This is a genomic window from Marinoscillum sp. HNIBRBA16962, assembly GCF_057801515.1.
Genome location: NZ_CM173603.1, coordinates 5364513 through 5383197, shown reverse-complemented (window position 1 = coordinate 5383197; position 18685 = coordinate 5364513). Strand labels below are relative to the sequence as shown.

15 protein-coding genes are annotated in these 18685 nt (G+C 41.4%); 9 read left to right on the top strand and 6 right to left on the bottom strand.

Annotated features, from left to right (window positions below; all coding sequences use genetic code 11):
* Positions 1–6 precede the first annotated feature (6 nt).
* From AC3E9V_RS22440 to AC3E9V_RS22410, 7 genes are all read left to right on the top strand, one after another.
* A complete protein-coding gene (locus tag AC3E9V_RS22440) occupies positions 7–1074 on the top strand; it encodes an aldose epimerase family protein (RefSeq protein WP_488750411.1) in 1068 nt (355 codons plus the stop codon).
* The gene (locus AC3E9V_RS22435) at positions 1067–1417 is read left to right on the top strand and encodes a hypothetical protein (RefSeq protein WP_488750410.1); all 351 of its coding nucleotides are present in this window, start codon (positions 1067–1069) and stop codon (positions 1415–1417) included. Before AC3E9V_RS22440 ends, AC3E9V_RS22435 begins: the two co-directional genes overlap by 8 nt.
* Before the next feature lie 127 nt (positions 1418–1544).
* A complete protein-coding gene (locus tag AC3E9V_RS22430) occupies positions 1545–2156 on the top strand; it encodes a type IV toxin-antitoxin system AbiEi family antitoxin domain-containing protein (RefSeq protein ID WP_488750409.1) in 612 nt (203 codons plus the stop codon).
* Complete coding sequence (locus AC3E9V_RS22425) at positions 2149–2931, top strand: nucleotidyl transferase AbiEii/AbiGii toxin family protein (RefSeq protein WP_488750408.1); 783 nt, start codon at positions 2149–2151, stop codon at positions 2929–2931. The genes AC3E9V_RS22430 and AC3E9V_RS22425 overlap by 8 nt, the downstream gene beginning before the upstream one ends.
* Positions 2932–3172: 241 nt before the next feature.
* A complete protein-coding gene (locus AC3E9V_RS22420) occupies positions 3173–6040 on the top strand; it encodes a DUF8487 domain-containing protein (RefSeq protein WP_488750407.1) in 2868 nt (955 codons plus the stop codon).
* A 5-nt stretch (positions 6041–6045) separates the two neighbouring features.
* Positions 6046–8508 (top strand): glycoside hydrolase family 2 TIM barrel-domain containing protein, encoded by a 2463-nt coding sequence (locus AC3E9V_RS22415; protein WP_488750406.1) that lies wholly within the window; start codon positions 6046–6048, stop codon positions 8506–8508.
* An 18-nt stretch (positions 8509–8526) separates the two neighbouring features.
* Positions 8527–10137, top strand: coding sequence for a family 43 glycosylhydrolase (locus AC3E9V_RS22410; RefSeq protein ID WP_488750405.1), 1611 nt, complete (start codon positions 8527–8529; stop codon positions 10135–10137).
* 123 nt (positions 10138–10260) lie between these two features.
* Here the strand turns inward: AC3E9V_RS22410 and AC3E9V_RS22405 are convergent, their stop codons facing one another.
* From AC3E9V_RS22405 to AC3E9V_RS22380, 6 genes are all read right to left on the bottom strand, one after another.
* Positions 10261–10935, bottom strand: coding sequence for a tetratricopeptide repeat protein (locus AC3E9V_RS22405; RefSeq protein WP_488750404.1), 675 nt, complete (start codon positions 10933–10935; stop codon positions 10261–10263).
* A 407-nt stretch (positions 10936–11342) separates the two neighbouring features.
* Positions 11343–12299, bottom strand: a complete 957-nt coding sequence (locus tag AC3E9V_RS22400) for a YihY/virulence factor BrkB family protein (protein WP_488750403.1) — start codon at positions 12297–12299, stop codon at positions 11343–11345.
* Positions 12296–12703, bottom strand: coding sequence for an acyl-CoA thioesterase (locus tag AC3E9V_RS22395; protein ID WP_488750402.1), 408 nt, complete (start codon positions 12701–12703; stop codon positions 12296–12298). Before AC3E9V_RS22395 ends, AC3E9V_RS22400 begins: the two co-directional genes overlap by 4 nt.
* Complete coding sequence (mltG, locus tag AC3E9V_RS22390) at positions 12703–13737, bottom strand: endolytic transglycosylase MltG (protein ID WP_488750401.1); 1035 nt, start codon at positions 13735–13737, stop codon at positions 12703–12705. The genes AC3E9V_RS22395 and mltG overlap by 1 nt, the downstream gene beginning before the upstream one ends.
* A 174-nt stretch (positions 13738–13911) precedes the next feature.
* Entirely contained in the window at positions 13912–15462 is a 1551-nt protein-coding gene (locus AC3E9V_RS22385; RefSeq protein ID WP_488750400.1) for a capsule assembly Wzi family protein, read from the bottom strand.
* 181 nt (positions 15463–15643) lie between these two features.
* Positions 15644–16036 carry a hypothetical protein gene (locus AC3E9V_RS22380; protein ID WP_488750399.1) on the bottom strand — a complete coding sequence of 131 codons (393 nt, stop codon included), beginning with the start codon at positions 16034–16036 and terminating at the stop codon, positions 15644–15646.
* Positions 16037–16219: 183 nt separating this feature from the next.
* Here AC3E9V_RS22380 and AC3E9V_RS22375 point away from each other — a divergent pair, with 183 nt between their 5' ends.
* Together AC3E9V_RS22375 and AC3E9V_RS22370 are read left to right on the top strand one after the other, a co-directional pair.
* Positions 16220–17836 carry an ATP-binding cassette domain-containing protein gene (locus AC3E9V_RS22375; RefSeq protein WP_488750398.1) on the top strand — a complete coding sequence of 539 codons (1617 nt, stop codon included), beginning with the start codon at positions 16220–16222 and terminating at the stop codon, positions 17834–17836.
* A complete protein-coding gene (locus AC3E9V_RS22370; protein WP_488750397.1) occupies positions 17833–18684 on the top strand; it encodes a glycosyltransferase family A protein in 852 nt (283 codons plus the stop codon). The genes AC3E9V_RS22375 and AC3E9V_RS22370 overlap by 4 nt, the downstream gene beginning before the upstream one ends.
* Position 18685 lies beyond the last annotated feature (1 nt).

The window sequence follows — 18685 nt, the reverse complement described above, 5'->3', positions numbered from 1 at the left end:
TACACAATGTTAACTACAAATACAGTCGATTTGAAGGAGGAGTATTTTGGCTCAATTGATAGTCAACCCATTTATTTGTATACACTCAAGGCCGGTTTCATAACCTTACGGGTGATGAATTATGGTGCAACGATCACCGCGATCGAGATGCCAGACAGAAACTTGCACATGCACAATATTGTCGCAGGGTTCTCTACACTGGACGAATATCTTAAACCACATCCGTACCTGGGTGCGGTAATCGGTCGCTTTGCAAATCGCATAACCCAAGGACAATTCACGCTTGACGGAAACAATTATCAATTGTCAATCAATGATTCCCCGAATCATCTGCATGGTGGCGTCACTGGGTTTGATAAAAAAGTTTGGCATCCTGAGACTCAGACCATAGGCGATGATCATTGCTCACTTTCACTTACCACCTTTTCAAAGGACGGCGAAGAGGGCTATCCGGGCAACCTGAAAGTAACGGTTAAGTTCACGGTAAATGTGCGCAATGAAATTGAAATTGCTTACCATGCCAGTACCGACAAGGCGACACCAGTGAATTTAACCAGCCATTCGTATTTTAATCTTTCAGGATTTTTAAAGCCCACCATCGAAGATCACGAGTTGATGATCAATAGTACTTTTTTTACTGAGAAAAATGAAAATAATACGGCTACCGGAAAACTTCTTTTGTGTGCTGAAACTCCACATGATTTCAGGCAGGCGAAAAAGATCGGCAGGGACATAAAGCAGCTTCATCGGGATCGCGGGTATGATCATAACCATGTGATTGATCATTTTGGACAGGGTGTGCGACCGGTGGCAAAACTGATGGATGCGTTTTCCGGGCGCGTGTTGGAAGTACAAAGTGATATGCCTGGAGTGCAGGTTTATACAGCAAACTGGTGGGATGGATCTTTGACAGGTTCGCAAGGCGTACCCTATAGAAAACATGGGGCAATTGCGCTGGAAACGCAGCGATTTCCCGATTCGCCTAATCATCCCGAGTTCCCAAATTCCATACTGAGGCCTGGTGACGATTTTTCCTCACGGACAATCTACAAGTTTTCATTGCTTAGTGGTTGATATTTTTCCCGAACCAACCATTGAAGAAGTGGCAGGCGGCATACAGATAACGTTCCTGAAAGACCTCTTTTCTGAAGGCTATTTCAAACGGTTGGGGTTGAATGAGAGGCAGCTTAAAGCTGTTGAGTATGTGAAGAAGAATGGAAGTATCAACAATTCGGTTTATCAGCAAATAAATGATGTTGGAAAAACTACTGCTACAGAAGATCTTCAAATGCTAGTAGAAAAGGGGATTTTGAAGCAACAGGTGGTAAAGGAAGAGGAACAAAATATGAGCTTGGATAATTGGCCGGTAATCGGCCAGCAATTGCACAAATTGCACCACGCACCAGTTGCATCATGAGGTGAAGAGAAATTGAAAATGACGGATTGGTGGTTATATAACGGATAAATAGAATTGGCTCAGAAAATCCTTTGCGAACATATTTTATATTAGATAATTGTTATATTTAACAAGTAGTTAATATAAAATGAAGTATCTGGTATTCGAAAAGGCATTTAGGGAGTTCCCCGTATTTTCCATCAGGGATATTCAAAAACGTTTTCCTGATTTTGACAACAGGAGATTGGTGGAGTGGCAACGAAAAGGTTATATCCTAAAGGTAAGAAGAGGATTTTATTGTTTTGAGGAACGTGGAAAGGATGAACGTTTCTTATACTTCACCGCCAATAAAATATATGCTCCTTCTTATGTGTCTTTTGAAAGTGGGCTTGCTTACTACAGCTTCATACCTGAGGGTGTATTCATAACCACATCTTCCACAACCCGTAATACGGCGAGCTATGAAACCCTTGTTGGAAACTTTGTTTACAGGCACCTTAAACCCGTACTTTTTTTCGGGTACAAGCTCATCCGGGATGAAGGGTTTCCTGTGAAAATAGCAGAGCCTGAAAAGGTGATCCTGGATTATTTTTATCTCAATAAACTCAACACCATTGATGAAATGAGAGAATTGCGGCTTAATGAAATACAGATCAAAGAAATCATTGACTTTGAAAAACTGTCGGAGTATCAAAAAGCCTTTGGTTCTAAAACATTGGACAAAAGAATGCGGCAATTTAAAAAAGTGATCAATGCTTAGTTTAGAAGAAATAAAACATCACTATTCGGAATCCTTGCAACGTCACGAACGCTTCATCATTCGGGAATACCTGCAATACAAAATATTGGAAATCATTTTTGAAAGCCCTTATGAAAGCAAGTTAGCATTTCTTGGAGGCACCTGCCTTCGCATTGTTCATGGTAGCCGCAGATTTTCTGAAGACCTTGATTTTGATAACTTCAACCTTTCCGGAGAGGAATTTGACCGAATTACTAAAATTGTTAAAACGGAGTTGGGAAGATTGGGGTATGATGTTGAAATACGAAATGTGAAAAGGAGGGCTTATCATTGCTACATTCGTTTCCCTGAGTTGTTGTATAAAGAAGGCTTGACCAATCACAGGGAAGAGAAGATACTGATTCAGCTTGATACTGAGCCACATGAATTTGATTACAAACCGGATCAACCTTTGCTTAATAAATTTGACGTCTTTACGCAAATTAACGTTGTACCCAAAGGCATACTCCTGGCTCAAAAGTTTTACGCGGTAATCAACCGAAATAGAAATAAAGGGAGAGATTTTTTTGATATTGTATTCTTACTTGGTCAGGGGCAGGTACCTAACTATGAATACCTCCACGCTAAAATTGGGGTACAAACACCGGACGAACTTCGAAAGAGAATTGTAGAGAAATGTACGGAGCTAAACATGAAAGCAATGGCAGCAGATGTAAAGCCGTTTCTATTCGATCTTAAAGACGAGAAAAAAATAACCCTGTTTGCTAAGTACATAGAACAGGTGAAACTGGTGTGAAAATGACGAAAGAATCAATTCCGCCAAAGCGGACCACTGACACCTTAAAAAATCATGAAGTGGGTAAATGAAAATTTCCCTTTGCTATAACAGAGGGATATATATACAACAGCCCCATTCACAGATCATACTATTGTCCATATAAATAAAAAATATGTCCATTTCACCTCACAAACCAAGTGGTAGTTTTGAACCAATGCCTGATTTTTACTAATAAGTCTAACCTCTGATTGATTAGAAAATGAACCGATTAAAAAAATATAAAACCCTGTTGTTTTCGGGGTTAGTGCTTGGGATCCTTTTTATTTCCTGTAAGTCAAACACTAAGAATGAGATAGATCTTAGCGGGGAATGGGCTTTTAAAATGGATTCTCTGGATCAGGGCATAGACCAGGAATGGTTTAAGGCAGAATTTAATGAAACGGTGGGTTTACCCGGTTCGATGAACTCCAATGGGAAGGGATTTGACATCAGCCTCGAAACAAAATGGATCGGGTCAATATTTGATTCATCCTATTTCTATAAACCGGAATACGCCAAATACCGGGAGCCGGGCAATATCAAAGTGCCATTCTGGCTCCAGCCGTTGAAACACTATGTGGGCGCTGCCTGGTATAAAAAAGAAGTGGAGATTCCTGATGATTGGGAAGGGCAACACATCGAACTTTTCCTGGAAAGGTGTCATTGGGAAACGCAGGTCTGGGTGGATGACCAAAGCATCGGATCACAAAATTTATTGGGCTCTCCCCATGCTTATGATCTTTCAAAAGTCATAACGCCCGGAAAGCACACAATCAGCATCAGGGTCGATAACCGGATTAAAGAGGTAAATGTGGGTCAAAATTCTCATAGTATCTCTGATCACACCCAGACGAATTGGAATGGAATTGTTGGAGATCTGTCGCTTCGGAAAAAAGGACCGGTCCATATCGATCGGGTTAAGATTCATCCTGATGTAAAAGGTAAAAAAGCCTGGGTAACAGTGGTTTTCGAAAATCAGACCGATGCAGCCTCGGAGGTGGAGGTTACAGTGTATGCGGTCTCGTATAATGCTCAAGCAAGTCAACAGATATCCTCACATAAAGTGACACTACAACTGGAAGAAGGTGTAACCGAACATACGATTGAATACAGCATGGGGGAGAATCCCCTGCTTTGGGATGAATTTGATCCTAATCTGTACAAACTAAACGTCACAGTCTCGGATACTAAGGGACAAAAGCTTGATACCAGGGAAACCATTTTTGGAATGAGGGAAGTTGAAGTAAAGGATCAACATCTCTATGTGAATGGAAGAAGGGTATTTCTTCGAGGGACATTGGAATGTGCCATATTCCCCAGGACCGGTTTTCCTCCCACAGATAAAAAGGAGTGGGAACGGATCTATACCGTTATCAAAGCACACGGGCTAAACCACGTGAGATTTCATTCCTGGTGCCCTCCGGAGGCGGCATTTGCAGCTGCTGATGAAATGGGGATTTACCTTCAGGCGGAAAATTCCTCCTGGGCAAATTGGGGCACGAGCCTGGGCGATTCTCTTCCCATTGACCAGTTTCTATATAAAGAGACAGCACATAATCTGGAGAATTATGGCAACCACCCTTCATTTTGTTTGATGGCTTATGGCAATGAACCTTACGGAGAGGATCATGTGCAATATCTCGCAAAGTATGTTTCATACTGGAAAGCGAGGGATTCGTCCAGGGTTCATACGTCGGGAGCAGGAAGGCCGGCGATTCCGGAAAATGATTTTCATGTCATTCCTGAGCCAAGGATCCAGTTTTGGGGGGCTGGTTTATCTAGTATCATCAACAGCGAGCCTCCCAACACCCTGTTTGACTTTGAGGAAATTATCGATGACTATGACCGGCCTGTCATATCCCACGAGATAGGCCAGTGGTGCGTATACCCGAATTTTAAAGAGATAGATAAGTATGACGGGGTATTAAGGGCCAGAAATTTTGAGATCTTCAGGGAGACATTGGAAGAAAACAATATGCTGCATTTGGCGGATAGCTTTCTGCTCGCTTCCGGTAAACTTCAGACGCTTTGCTATAAGGCAGACATAGAAGCGGCGCTTCGCACGAAAGGCCAGGCGGGTTTTCAGTTGCTGGATCTCCACGATTTTCCAGGCCAGGGTACTGCCCTGGTGGGCGTACTCGACCCTTTCTGGGACGAAAAAGGGTATGTGACTGCCGCAGAATATAGTCGGTTTTGTAGCGAGACCGTTCCGCTGGTTCGCCTTCCGAAACGAATTTATGTGAATGACGAGACTTTAAAAGCAACCGTGGAAGTGGCCCATTATGGCAAAGAAATGATCCGAAATCCTGATGTCATCTGGACCTTATCAGACACAGACGGGTATACGGTTAAAGAAGGCAAGTTCCAGGTAGATGAAATACCTATTGGAAATGGAACGATAATAGGATCCATAGAAGCAGGGTTGAGCGAAATAAAGGAACCGGAAAAACTAGCGTTGGCCATAAAGATCGGCCAATATGAAAACAGTTGGGATATCTGGGTTTATCCTTCAGCCCAACAAAGAACACCTATAATAGCAGACGATGTAAAAGTGGTCCAACAATTGGATCAAAAAACTGCCGAATTTCTCCAAAATGGGGGCAAAGTCTTACTTACAGTAAAAAAAGGCAGTGTCAAAGATGAAAAAGGAGGAGCTATTGCCGTAGGGTTTTCAAGCATTTTCTGGAATACTGCCTGGACAAATGGTCAGCCCCCTCATACGCTTGGCATTTTATGTAATCCCGACCACCCGGCATTCAATTCGTTTCCAACAGAATACCATAGCAACTGGCAGTGGTGGGACGCTATGACCCATTCAGATGCAATCATCCTTTCTGATTTTGATAAAGATTTAAAACCTATTGTCAGGATAATTGACGATTGGGTGACGAACAGGCCGCTGGGGCTTATCTTTGAAGTTAACGTTGGAAAAGGAAAATTACTGATAAGTGGAATAGATCTTTTGTCGGCTACCGATTCCCGCCCGGAGGCGCGGCAGCTTTTATTTAGTTTGACCAACTACATGAAAAGTGACCGTTTTGATCCGGGAACTTCAACTAATATCGAAATTGTAAAATCCTTATTTTGAGACTAATGAGAAAATATATTTTCACCCTACTCACGCTGGCAATAAGCTCAGCGCTTTTTGCTCAACAAACATCAAGCAGCAGGATTACAACTAATTTTGATCCGGATTGGAAGTTTTTCCTTGGTGATCCTCCTAATGCCAGCCAGGCGAATTTCAATGACGATAATTGGCGATCTCTGGATGTTCCTCACGACTGGAGCATAGAACTGGAAAATGACAAAGACGCCCCGGGAGGTGGAGGCGTTGGTTTTTTTCCTACCGGAATAGGCTGGTACCGCAAAACCTTTGATGTTCCGAAATTCGATCCTGAAAAAAAATATACCATTGAATTTGATGGTGTATACATGAACAGTGAAGTATGGGTCAATGATGTTTATCTTGGTAAATATCCCTATGGATATTCAAGTTTTTCTTACGATCTCACGGGTTTGCTGAAAAATACGAACAATGTTATTGCGGTGCGGGTTGATAATTCACAGCAACCAAACTCCCGGTGGTATACAGGATCAGGCATTTATCGGCATGTTCGATTGATTGCCACAGAAAAGCTTCATTTTGAGAAATGGGGCATATTCTACTACACCAAATCCATTGACAAGGATACGGCTACTTTATACCTCAAAGCATCTGTTATAAACGAAGCTGCAAAAGCAATTCAGGATATAAAAATTCGAAACTCCATCTTGGATAAGAATGGTAGGGAAGTAGCTTCATTAGAGAAACAGGTCAGCGTCAACGCAAAAAGCAACTATACGGTCGAGCAGGAAATGGAAGTTCCGTCCCCAGAATTATGGTCAGTAGAATCCCCGTATCTATACACACTCAAATCAACCATTTCGGTAAATGGAAAAGAGATAGATGGTGTAAACACAAATATGGGAATTCGAACCATTGAGTACCACGTGGACAATGGGTTTCTGCTGAATGGTAAACAGGTGAAGATGAAAGGGGTGAATCTGCACCACGATGGAGGAGCTGTAGGAGCCGCTGTTCCTGAAAGGGTTTGGGAACGTCGCCTTGAGATTTTAAAGGATGGCGGTTGCAACGCCATTCGTACCGCTCATAACCCCATGGCGCCTGAGTTTTATGACCTTTGCGATGAAATGGGCTTCCTGGTGATGGATGAAGCTTTTGATGAGTGGATGCGTGGAAAAAGGCCATTTACCTACCAACTCTATTTTAAGGATTGGTATGAAAAAGATCTGAAGGCTATGGTCTACAGAGACCGAAACCATCCGTCGATAGTGATGTGGAGCATCGGTAATGAAGTGCCTGATCAGTCCAGCGAGGAGGGACCCGATATAGCCCGAACCCTCATCAATATTTGCAAAGAGGCTGACCCCACCCGGTTGGTCACCGCCGGTAATGACCGAATTGTGGCCGATGGTAACCCGGCATCAGAAGAATATCTTGCCGAATTTAAAGATGAAATAGTGGGGTACAACTATCCCGATCGCTGGCACGAACGGCGTGAGCTATATTACCACGAGGATAAATTAAACAATCCCAATCGCCGGGTGGTTGCTACTGAATCGTCAGGTATGGGTGGTTATCGTGGGGTTTATGACTTGGGTGATGACCCGGATAAGGTGAATGCCCGATATGCCTATGGAAGGACAATAGATGTTGAGCAACGCTGGAAATTCACGCTTTTATACGATTATGTGATTGGCGATTTTATGTGGACGGGCATTGACTATTATGGTGAATCGTGGAGGTGGCCTTCGCGTGGCGCATCTTCCGGTTATCTGGATAACTGTGGTTTTAAGAAAGATGGCTACTACTTTTTCAAAAGCATCTGGACAGAAGATCCTACGCTTCATCTTTTGCCTCATTGGAACCTGCCTGTCCGGCAGGCAGGCCTGGAAGGCCGTGAAGGACAGATTGTTCCTGTGATTGCCTATACCAATTGTGATACCGTAGAGCTGTTTTTAAATGGAAAATCTTATGGAGTGAAATACCTGGAGTTTCCCCGAAAAGGGAATGCAGAAAGATGGAATAAACCAGAAGATGGAAAAGTTTATACAACTACCGGGGACTTGCATCTGTCGTGGGATGTGCCCTATGAACCCGGAGAATTGGTGGCGAAGGGCAAAAAGGATGGTAAGGAATATACCTGCCGTGTCGTAACTGCTGGTGAACCTTCCCAAATCCGTCTATCAGTGGATCGTGACATCATCAAAGCCGACCCCACCGATGTGGCACATTTTACAGTAGAGATCCTGGATAAAGATGGAAACTTAGTACAGACCGCTGATAATTTGGTTAAATTCCAGGTGGAGGGGGCTAAAATTATAGGTGTTGAAAGTGGCAACATGCGGGACTTATCATCACCCAAGGGCAAAGAAAGAAAAGCTTTTAATGGTTTGTGCCTGGCAATTGTGCAAGCTGAAAAACCAGGAAAAATTACCGTAAGGGCTCTTTCAGAAGGATTGACCAGCGCTTCTTTAACCATTAAAGCGGAATAAGCTAAAATCTTATAAATCATGAGTACAACACAATGCTCTTTTGCTCTTAAAATTATCACCGGTGTATTTTTATTTGCTATTTCATTAAGCGAGCCTGCATTTGCACAGTCGTTCAACATCAAGAACGATAGTTTTTGGGACACCAAAAACGGAAAACCCATTTATAGTCAGGGAGGTGGTATTTTCAAATTTTCAGACCCGGACACAGGAGAAGAAAAATACTATTGGTACGGTGTGCATTATAAAGGGGCAGAAACATACAGAGAAGACCCTTCCTCTACAAAACGCGGAATTGGCTTTGAGGGCGTATCCTGTTACTCATCTACCGACCTGGTCAATTGGGAGTATGAAGCACATGTACTGACTCCTGACGAGGTGTTCGAGGATGGACGGAGACGGGGGTGGCTTGGGCGCATGGGAGTGGCTTATGTGAAAGAAGCAAACAAATATGTACTTATAATCCAATACAACCGTCGAGTACTTTTTGCTGTTTCCGACTCACATCTGGGCCCTTTTAAATACCAGCATGAGAAGAGCATGATGGATTGGATTGGCACTTCAAATACGGGCGACCAGACCGTATTTACCGATGAGGACACGGGCAAATCGTATCTGGTGTATAGCTACGGACAAGGCCGTCATAAAATTTACATCTCAGAAATAGGTGTGAAAAATGATACCCTTACCCTGCTAAATTATAAGCAGGTTTTTGAGGGCGCAGGGCGCGAGGGCAATTGCATGTTTAAATACAAAGGCAAGTATTACCTGGCAGCATCTCAGCTTTACGGATGGGATGGCTCCCTGGCCTACTATCTCGTTGCAGATGATATCTGGGGGCCTTATCTCCCGGAGAACGATATGCAGGTATTTCCGGGCTGTGAAGATGATTATGCCCATATTTCCCAAACAGGCTTTTTTTATACAGTCCGTGGGAGCAAACAGGAAACGGTCATCTTCTGCGGCGACCGATGGTCTGATTTTGCAGGTAATGGATTAGGGTATAATCAATGGTGCCCCTTGTCATTCGATGGTTACGATCCATACTTTAATTCGCTTAATTCATGGAATCTCAACGAAGAGACCGGTGAATGGGAAGTGGCCGATGACAACAATTGGGTGAAAAACCCCAGCTTTGATGCTGACAGAAAGCCAATGCCCAGTTCGGTAAAACCGGTGCAAACCAGACTCTTGGGGTGGGAGACGACAGTAATCAAAGGAACTGAGATTTCGCTCGATTCACTTTCTCCTGTTTTAAACCACGAAAACACAGAAGAAGAACGTAAGCTGGTGATTGGTGAAAGAAGCATGAATATGAGTGACAGGGTAGACTTTATACGAAAAGTTCATCAAAAGATCGACTCATCTCCTTATGTGACATTTGAAAATGGAAATTATACCCTGACAGCAAAAGTTAAAAACAGCGAGGGATTCAATCAGCTCGAAATGTATGCCAAATCAGGTGAAAAGCGTTTTGATGTAAGCATTAATGATGAAAACGAAACATGGACGACCATCAATATTGAAAATATTGAAGTAAAAAACAATGAAGTTGAGGTAGGCTTCCTTGCTGATGGTAAAGCGGATGCCTATTGCCTGGTTGACGATGTTTCTTTGGTGAAGAGCAAATAACCCATTAACCGGTTGCCGGAAGGAAGAAAAATGCTGGCGGAATGCTTCTTAAGCATCCTTTTGGCTAAAGAAGGACAACACAAACCAGAATCCTGACCTCATTTATTTTAATTGAATAGCCTACTAATTTTTCACCATCACAATCCGGGATCCGTAGCAGTATTTTTCCAAAAAAGATTTGGCCCGGTCATTGCCACGCCTGGCTGACCGGGTGAAATCTGAGCAGGCACGATCCAGTTTATTTTCCATAGCCAGGGATATTCCCCGGTTTAGGAGGGCCTTGTGATTGGAGGGGTCTTCTTCCAGTATTTCAGAGAAAACATCTATGGCGTCCCAGTGATGGTTCAGTTTCATATGACAAACGCCAATGTGGAATTTGGTATTCAAAACATCTATTTTGATATCAGATTTCGGGTTTACTTCCAGGGCTTTTATGTAGGCACCGCTTGAGTTTCTGTAATTCTGTAGTTTGTAAAATACAGCTCCCGTGTAATAGTGATAATTGGCCTGGTTTGGATCTAGTGCAATACTTTTTTTCAACATGTGGTATGCTGAGTCCAACTCTTCCAGATAGAAATGAGCGAGTCCTAATCCATAATAATAGTCAGAGTTTTTAGCGTAGTAAGCTATGGCTTCCTTAAAATTTTTCTTAGCACAGATAAAATCATTCATTTCCAGGCAGAAAGAGCCTTCTCCATAAAGAGCGCTGCTTTTAGATGTTTGGCTGAGATCCACAACCTCCTGTGCATTCAGCTGTATGGTTAAAACGATCAAAATGATGGGTAAAAAGGTCTTCATGGCGGGGATAGTTTTTGGGTTATAAAACAAAAGACTATATATAAGCTCTCGAAAACCTCCTGGAATAAAAAGAATTTTACGATTAAGGAGGCGATTTTATAGATAGACTGCTGAATTGAAGCTTATTGATTATAAAGGAATTTTAACTATTTGACAGTCAGTTGTTTGAAAGTGAATTCCATTCAATACCTAGGAGTTTTTGTGGATTTATCTACCCATGAGTTATTTTAGGCACATTGGTAATTTTTTTTAGTTGAGTAGACAAAATCATATCATTCAAATCAAAATGAATCGAGAAGAAATGAAAAAATCAGTTGTACCAGCCTTTAAATTAACAGGACTCAAACTTGACAAAAAGACTTCCAATTATAGATGGACAGTCAGGTATTGATTGAAGAGTACGTCAATCAGTCCTCATCTAGGTCATATACTTCACTCGACATGGCCCGGTCAATACTGGCATTAAATTCAAAGCCGAGTAACAATATGGCAGACATCAGGTACTGCCAGACCATAAGAGCTATAAGCATCCCGATGGAGCCGTATACTTTATTGTAGGTGCCAAAACTGGCTATGTAGAAGGTGAATCCGAAAGAGACGGCTATGCAAAGGAGTGTAGCGATTACTGACCCCAGAGAGAAGAAGCGCCACTTATCGTGAATAGCAGGTCCCCAATAGTAGATACAAGCTATGGCCAGGTAGAAGGCTACGAAAATCACCAGAAACCGCAGCACAATGATCAGGTAATACAAAAAGTTTTCATTGAGTATGCCAAAATCCAGCAACCAGGAGAGCACAATCTGACCAACCACCAGCAGGAGAATGGACAAAATAAAGGCAAATGCAAGAAAAATGGTGAGCAGCAGGGCAATCCACCTGGTTTTGATAAAAGTACGGTTTTCTACCGTTTTGTAGCTACTGTTAAATGCCTTCATAAGGGAGTTTACACCGTTTGTTGCCAGAAACAAGGCAAATAATACCCCAAACGAGATCAGTCCTTCCCGTCGGATCCGGATAAGGTCAAAGATGGTTTCAGCTGTAGCTTCAAAGATGCTTTTTGGCAATACATCTTCTAAGAAATGCATGATCTCTCCCTGGCTGATGCTGGGAATAAGGGAATGAACAAACGGGATCAGGGCAAACAGGAAAATAATACTGGGGAAGAGCGCCAGGGTAAAATTGAATGCAACACCATAGGCCTTTTCGAAAATCTGATTATCACCAACTTTATCTACAAAAATGATCAGTATCCTGTAAAGAGAGGCCTTACCACCCCTGATTCGGATGGCCTTTAGGAAAGATACCAGCCGAATATACCATCCGGTGTACCGAAGGTGCCTGTGTATGATCGTTCGCTTTCTCAAGAAAAGTAAGGTTCAAGAAGCTCTCCCATTTTTTCAGGTAAACGGGTAGGTCTTCCTGTATCCATTTTTATAAATACGAGTTCTGTTTCTCCACTATTAATCAATTTTCCATCCTGATTGGTAACCTCATAGTGAAATTTTATTCGAGCACGTGGTTTCTCCGGGATACTTACCTTTACCGTCAACAGGTCGTCGTATTTTGCCGGTTGATGGTATTTGACATTGAGCGAAAGTACTGGCATCCCGATGCCTTCAGCTTCCAGGTTTTTGTACGGATAACCAAGTGCGCGAAACGCTTCTACTCTGGCTACTTCAAAGTAGGTCGCATAGTTTCCGTAATATACATAACCCATCTGATCAGTTTCCGCGTAACGGACCCTGATTTTTACATCTTGCTTATACACTATCGATAGATTCGTTCCCGGTTTAGTGCCTGCTGAAATTTACGGGCATTTATATTGTGTTCGCTTAACGTTTTTGCGAACACATGATAACCCGAAAAATCCGACTTAGCACACATATAAAGATAACGATGGTCTTCATAATTCAAAACTGCCTCTATGGCAGTAATGGATGGCATCTTAATCGGACCTGGGGGTAACCCTGCATTTAGGTAGGTGTTGTATGGAGAAGGAAAATCCTTGTCTTTATTCAGAATGCGGCGTATGGTGTACTCCCCCATGGCAAATTTGAGGGTAGGGTCAGCTTGAAGTGGGATGCCACGCTTCAGCCGGTTGATATATAATCCGGCAATGGTCGGAGCCTCGTCCATCTTATTGGTTTCACTGCCTACTATGGAGGCAAGTGTAGCTACTTCTATTGGAGTGAGCCCGGCTTTTTCGGCTTTTTCTTTCCTGGAGTCATCCCAATACGCATCGTATTCTCGCTTCATCCGGTCCAGCAGTTCTTTCGGAGAGATCGTCCAGTAGACCTCATACGTATTGGGAAGAAACATACTGATGAAGGTGAGCGAGTCAAACCCATAACTTTTTGCCACACTATCTGAAAGAAGCAACGGAGCCAACTCCGCAGAGTCTATTGCCAGCCCCTCTGTCAGCTTTGGCGTAAGGTCTTCCAGTTTTCTGGCAGAGTTAAATGTAAGCTTTACAGGTGTTTGGAGGCCTGCCCGCAGCAGGTTGATGGCTTCATTATTACTCATGTTTTCTTTGAGCAGGTACATCCCCGGCTTGATCTGCGTATCAAAATCCTTTAACCTCGCAAGAAAGCTGAAAGAAACCAGATCATTGACGACCCCTTCTTTTACCAATCGGTTCTGAAGCTCTTTAAAGGTGGTTCCTTCAGGGATCGCAAAACGCTGATCTGGTTTATCCACAAGGATATTTGGAGTGAATATTATCTGGTAAGAATAAAATGTAAATGACGAGAGCATGACAGTAAACACGATCATTACTGCAGCTATTATCTTTTTCTTTTTCATTTCGGGAGGTCAAAAATTTGGGCAAAAGTAATGAAGTGTGAAAATTGATGCTTTAAAGTTGAGAATGTTTTGTCTGAGCCTGATCGAACCAAATGACTTCTGATCTCTCTAAAATCTGTTTTAAGATTGATCCGAGAGGACCATATGACTTCTTAACAATTCAAATTACGATATCTAGAATATCCTGCTTTTCACACTAAGGCTAAAATAGTCGTTTATTTCGTCTATGAATGGATCAAAATGCTGATTGAACATTTTACTATGGTACCATTCAATCCCCAGTATAAATTTTTCCAATTCTCTGGAAGCTTTCAATCCAAAAGTATATTCAACGTTATGTACCGTGAGTGCTCTCGATTTTCTGACATAATAATCTTCATTAAATTGGATTCGTTGGCCAAAAACACCAAACTTATACTTCGTGATATTCATCTCAATATTGATTTGGTCACTATTACTTCCAGGCCCTATACCAGCACCAAGCAACTGCCCTTTATTTGTATACCCTTGTCTGTTTATATGGTGTACATAAAAAGTTGGTGCGGGTCTCCATAGGTAGGTGTGATTCTGGGTTAGATTCGTGTGTTCATAGGCTGCTTTAAGAGAAATGTTTTGAGTAATTTGGCTTATTTTTTCGAATCCCAGCGAATATGCTCTCGAATGTTCGGGTTCTACGAGTGTCCACCTAAACCATCCATCACTGCCGAAATCATTTTTTGCAAATTCACCATATGCTCTAAAACCAATTTGAGGGAAATTCCAGTTGATCGTTAGTGATGCTATTTGGTCAAAGGTGTCATTGGTGTTAATGGAATCCCCTCTGACGCCATCATCAAAAATATGAATTGGCGAAACAATATCTTTGGTTTCGAAGTATTGAGCATCTTTATACATAAACCGATGAAATCCAATGGTCAAATTGGGGAAGAAAGCCGGGCTCAGGCTTATGGACAATCCATTCAGATAACGTTTATTGTTAGATTCGATTTGGTCATAATATTTTGATTCATATACTAATCCATAGTAAGCATAGGTTTCCAACCTGAACAGGTTAAACTTTTTGATATGTATTGTAGTGGGAGAAATGCCAAGCCTCAAATGAGGGAAACCAGCTCCCTGATTGCTCATGATGATGGGATTAAAGATGGAGGGGCCAAGGGTGAAATTCTGAGTCGACAAGCTGGTTACAAATGAACCCAGGGTTAATTTAATCTCACTTTGTCCTGGATGAAACTTAGCAAAAGGGCTGCTTCCATATCTTTGAACCCAATCAATACCTCTGTCGAGTTGATATGCATAAGGGGAGAGATTAGCGAAATTTTGAGAGTCAAGAGGGAATCGAGCATTCTGTGAATAATATACTACAGGATGAAAAGTAATACTGAGAGCATTATTTTTATATTGAAAACCGCCATGCAATTCCGTTGTGACTCCTTTTCCTTTCCAGACCGGCCCATCATTATAACCTCGGGGGTATGCGGTATTGACTGAAGTTTTAAAGTAAGGATTTAAAAACTGAAAACCTTTGGTATTCACTTCTTTAATAGAGGCGTAATAGCCTAATTCAAGAGTGTCATTAAGTTTTGAAGGAATGAACCTCTCCCCAGGAATGACTACCTGGGCATTTGAAATTCCTGGTGCGAATAGCACGCCAAATAGTAAACATGCTTTCAGAATAATAGATTGCCGTGAGGGGCTTAAACTTACAATGAGGAATCGGTTCATGAACACAGAGGTATATGGTTTTAGGGTAAGTTAGTTTTTCTTGAAACAGTTAGCAGATGAGAAATTGTATAAGGTGGATTTTCTCACCGGATCCAGATGATATCCTGGATTATGATACGGAATGGGAGGCTGTAAAGCTTAAGTGAAGGGGATTTACGTCTCAAAATTTTTGTTGTATTTTCTATAAATAATAGACCTCTTCAAAAACTTTTCCAATTCTGTTGTCATCTGCTTCATTCCACATAATATCGTATACTTTATCACCTTTCATCATTTCGTACTCGATTTCCCAGTGGACATCCTCCATTCCTTCGTGGTATGGTTCATATCCATTAAACAATCTTACAATAACCTCGTCTTTTTGCGGTGTTAAAACGGATGACAGATCAAACCCCACGAAATCCTTAACATTCGGGTTATGATGGATTACCCCACTATCAAACACAACAGAATCATTAACGATGATTTCAACTCTATTGTCAATTTTAATAAAAGAGATTACATAATTGTTGTCAGAATAGTCTTCCCGAAGAGGGATTAAGACGCTGAATATTTGGAAAAGCCACGCTAACATGTTGGTTCATTTTTAAATGAAACGTAAAATTAACTGAAAATTGTTTCAAGAAAAATTCGGCAAAAGAGGAGAGACTGTGTAGGTCTGGGTTTTATCATAAAATTGCTCTGAACTATGTATGATTTACACTAACCTTGCACCAAGGTATTGTTTATGAATCAGATTTGTTAAAGCAAATTGTAGATGCTCGAGATTGTAAATTTTTTCTTTAAGACATCCTGGAAAGTTATTATCATAACCTCGATTACCTCCGGAATTACTGCAGTTCTCAATCTGCTTGTTATCAGGTATTTAACGGAGATGGTTACTGATGCTGATAATGTAAATGGAGAGACGATTGGTTTAATAATCGTGATGACAGTGGTGTCAGCCATTATTTCTGTTTATATGGGAAAGTATATTACGAAGTACTACTCCTTAAAAGTGACTGATTATCGCAAAATGCTCTCCGAGGAGGTAATCAAGGGGGATTTTCAGAACAATGAGACAAAACTGGGAAATTTCGTGTCAGTTTTATTGTATGAAGTCAATACAATTGGGAATTTTGGCAGGTCTATTTCAGGAGTACTATCAGCATTTTTTCAATTGCTGGTGGTAATCATCTATCTCTTCACTATGTCCTGGCAACTAACGTTATTAATAGTTTCTGTTTTTGCGATCATGAATGTCCTTAACTTCAAGGTGCTACCCATGATGAGGGCAATGGAAAATGATATTTCCAAAAAAAGATATGCGCTTTATTGTAGTTTAGAAAGGTTTGTAAATGGCTTAAAGGATTTGAGTGTACACAGTATGCACGCTAGAAAGTACGTGGATAACTCTGTGCATTTACCAAGTTACAAGCTTGTATTTAGAGAATTAGACCTGTTTGTGTTAAGGTCCAAGATGGAGTCTTTTCGTCACGTAATTGCGATGATTGGTATTACTGCTGCTATCGTAATATTTATTAGTTATTTTGAGATGGAGCAAGAAATGCTCTTTAAGTACCTGACACTTGTTTTGTTTATTGCGCCGTCAGCAGCTACATTATTTAATTTCCTCAAAGACATTAAAGGTGTCCAGAATGCCATGGATCAGGTTCAGGAATTTGATGTAAACATTATGAAAGGTGGAGATACTACCTATCATGATATTGAAATGAAGCCCAATGAAAAGCCACTAATTTCTCTAAAGGATGTAGAATTCTCTTATGGGGCCAGATCTGGCTTTAAACTTGGCCCCATTTCATTTGACATTATGTCCAACGAAATTGTGATCATCAGAGGTAATAATGGGAGTGGGAAATCCACTCTTTTTCGGATTATAGTTGGTTTGTTCTGGCCTGATCGAGGTAAGGTCTATTTTCAGGGAGAACCGCTAACAAAAGAAATATTGCAATCGTATCGGGACTACTTTGGGTGTTATTTTACCGATTCGCCGGTTTTTGATGATTTGACCTATTTGGATCAAGACAAAATATCCCAATGTGCTGATGAGTTGATCCATAAGTTGCAACTCAATGGTAAAATAGCATTCAATAAAATCGGGCATGTTACTACACCTGGCCTTTCTCATGGTCAGAGGGGAAGGCTTAACCTGCTTAGGTTATTGCTTCAGGATAATGATATTTATTTCTTTGATGAATGGGCAGCAAATCAGGATATTCATTTTAAAAGATACTTCTACGAGGAAATAGTGCCTTCACTGAAGGAGAAGGGGAAAACGGTTATTATCATTTCGCATGATGATGCTTTTTACCATGTGGCAGATAGGATTATTAGTTTGAGAAATGGTCAACTTGGAGAACAGGTAAAATCATGATAATCAATAATCTGGATAGTCTGTCTTATTCGGAAAATAGGGCAGTGATCATAAATTACAATACAAAGTTGGTGTCCACCCTGAGCCTCTTTTCTGCTTTGAAGTATTCCGGAATGCCTGTATTGTTGATTGATTGTGAGTCAACTGATGGCAGCTTTTCTCATTTTCAGTCACTGTCAGACCAGTACAATTTTGATTTGGTAAGTGCCCCACTTCGTAACCATGGTCTCACCTTAGATTGGCTGTTTCCTCAAATCAAGTCGGATTTTGTTTTACTGGTAGATTCTGATCTTGAGATTCTGGACAATCAGATTATTGAATTTTTTAAAAAATACACGTCTGATCCAAATGTGTTTGGTGCGGGGTTTATGAATGGGCCGGGGATTCTGGATGCTAAAGAATTTGAAGGTACGCCTATTTACCGGGGGTTATACTTTGAGCGGCCCTGGATGCCCCTCGTTTATTTTAGGACTTCTGCTGTAATGGAGGCATTGTACAGCGAGAGATCATTCACGGAGGTGACGCTGAAGAAGAAATCATTTTGGAAGAGGCTGGTGGGGAAATCGCTCGATAATTATTTGGCAAAGGCTCACCGGGAAATGCTAAATACCCATAAGATCATATTTTACGATACCGGATCATTGATTTATGACTTTCTTAGATATCATAAGCATTACTTTTTCGCCTCGATTCCTGAACCGTTGCATCATTTACACACCAGGCATTTTTTTGGAACCACAAGAAAGGTGGTGAGTAAGAATGACATAAATAATGGTGGAGGTATAGAATCAATTCAGCAAGAGGTAAGGCAAAGGCTTCTTGAGAAGTATGATTATTCTGGATTGTAAT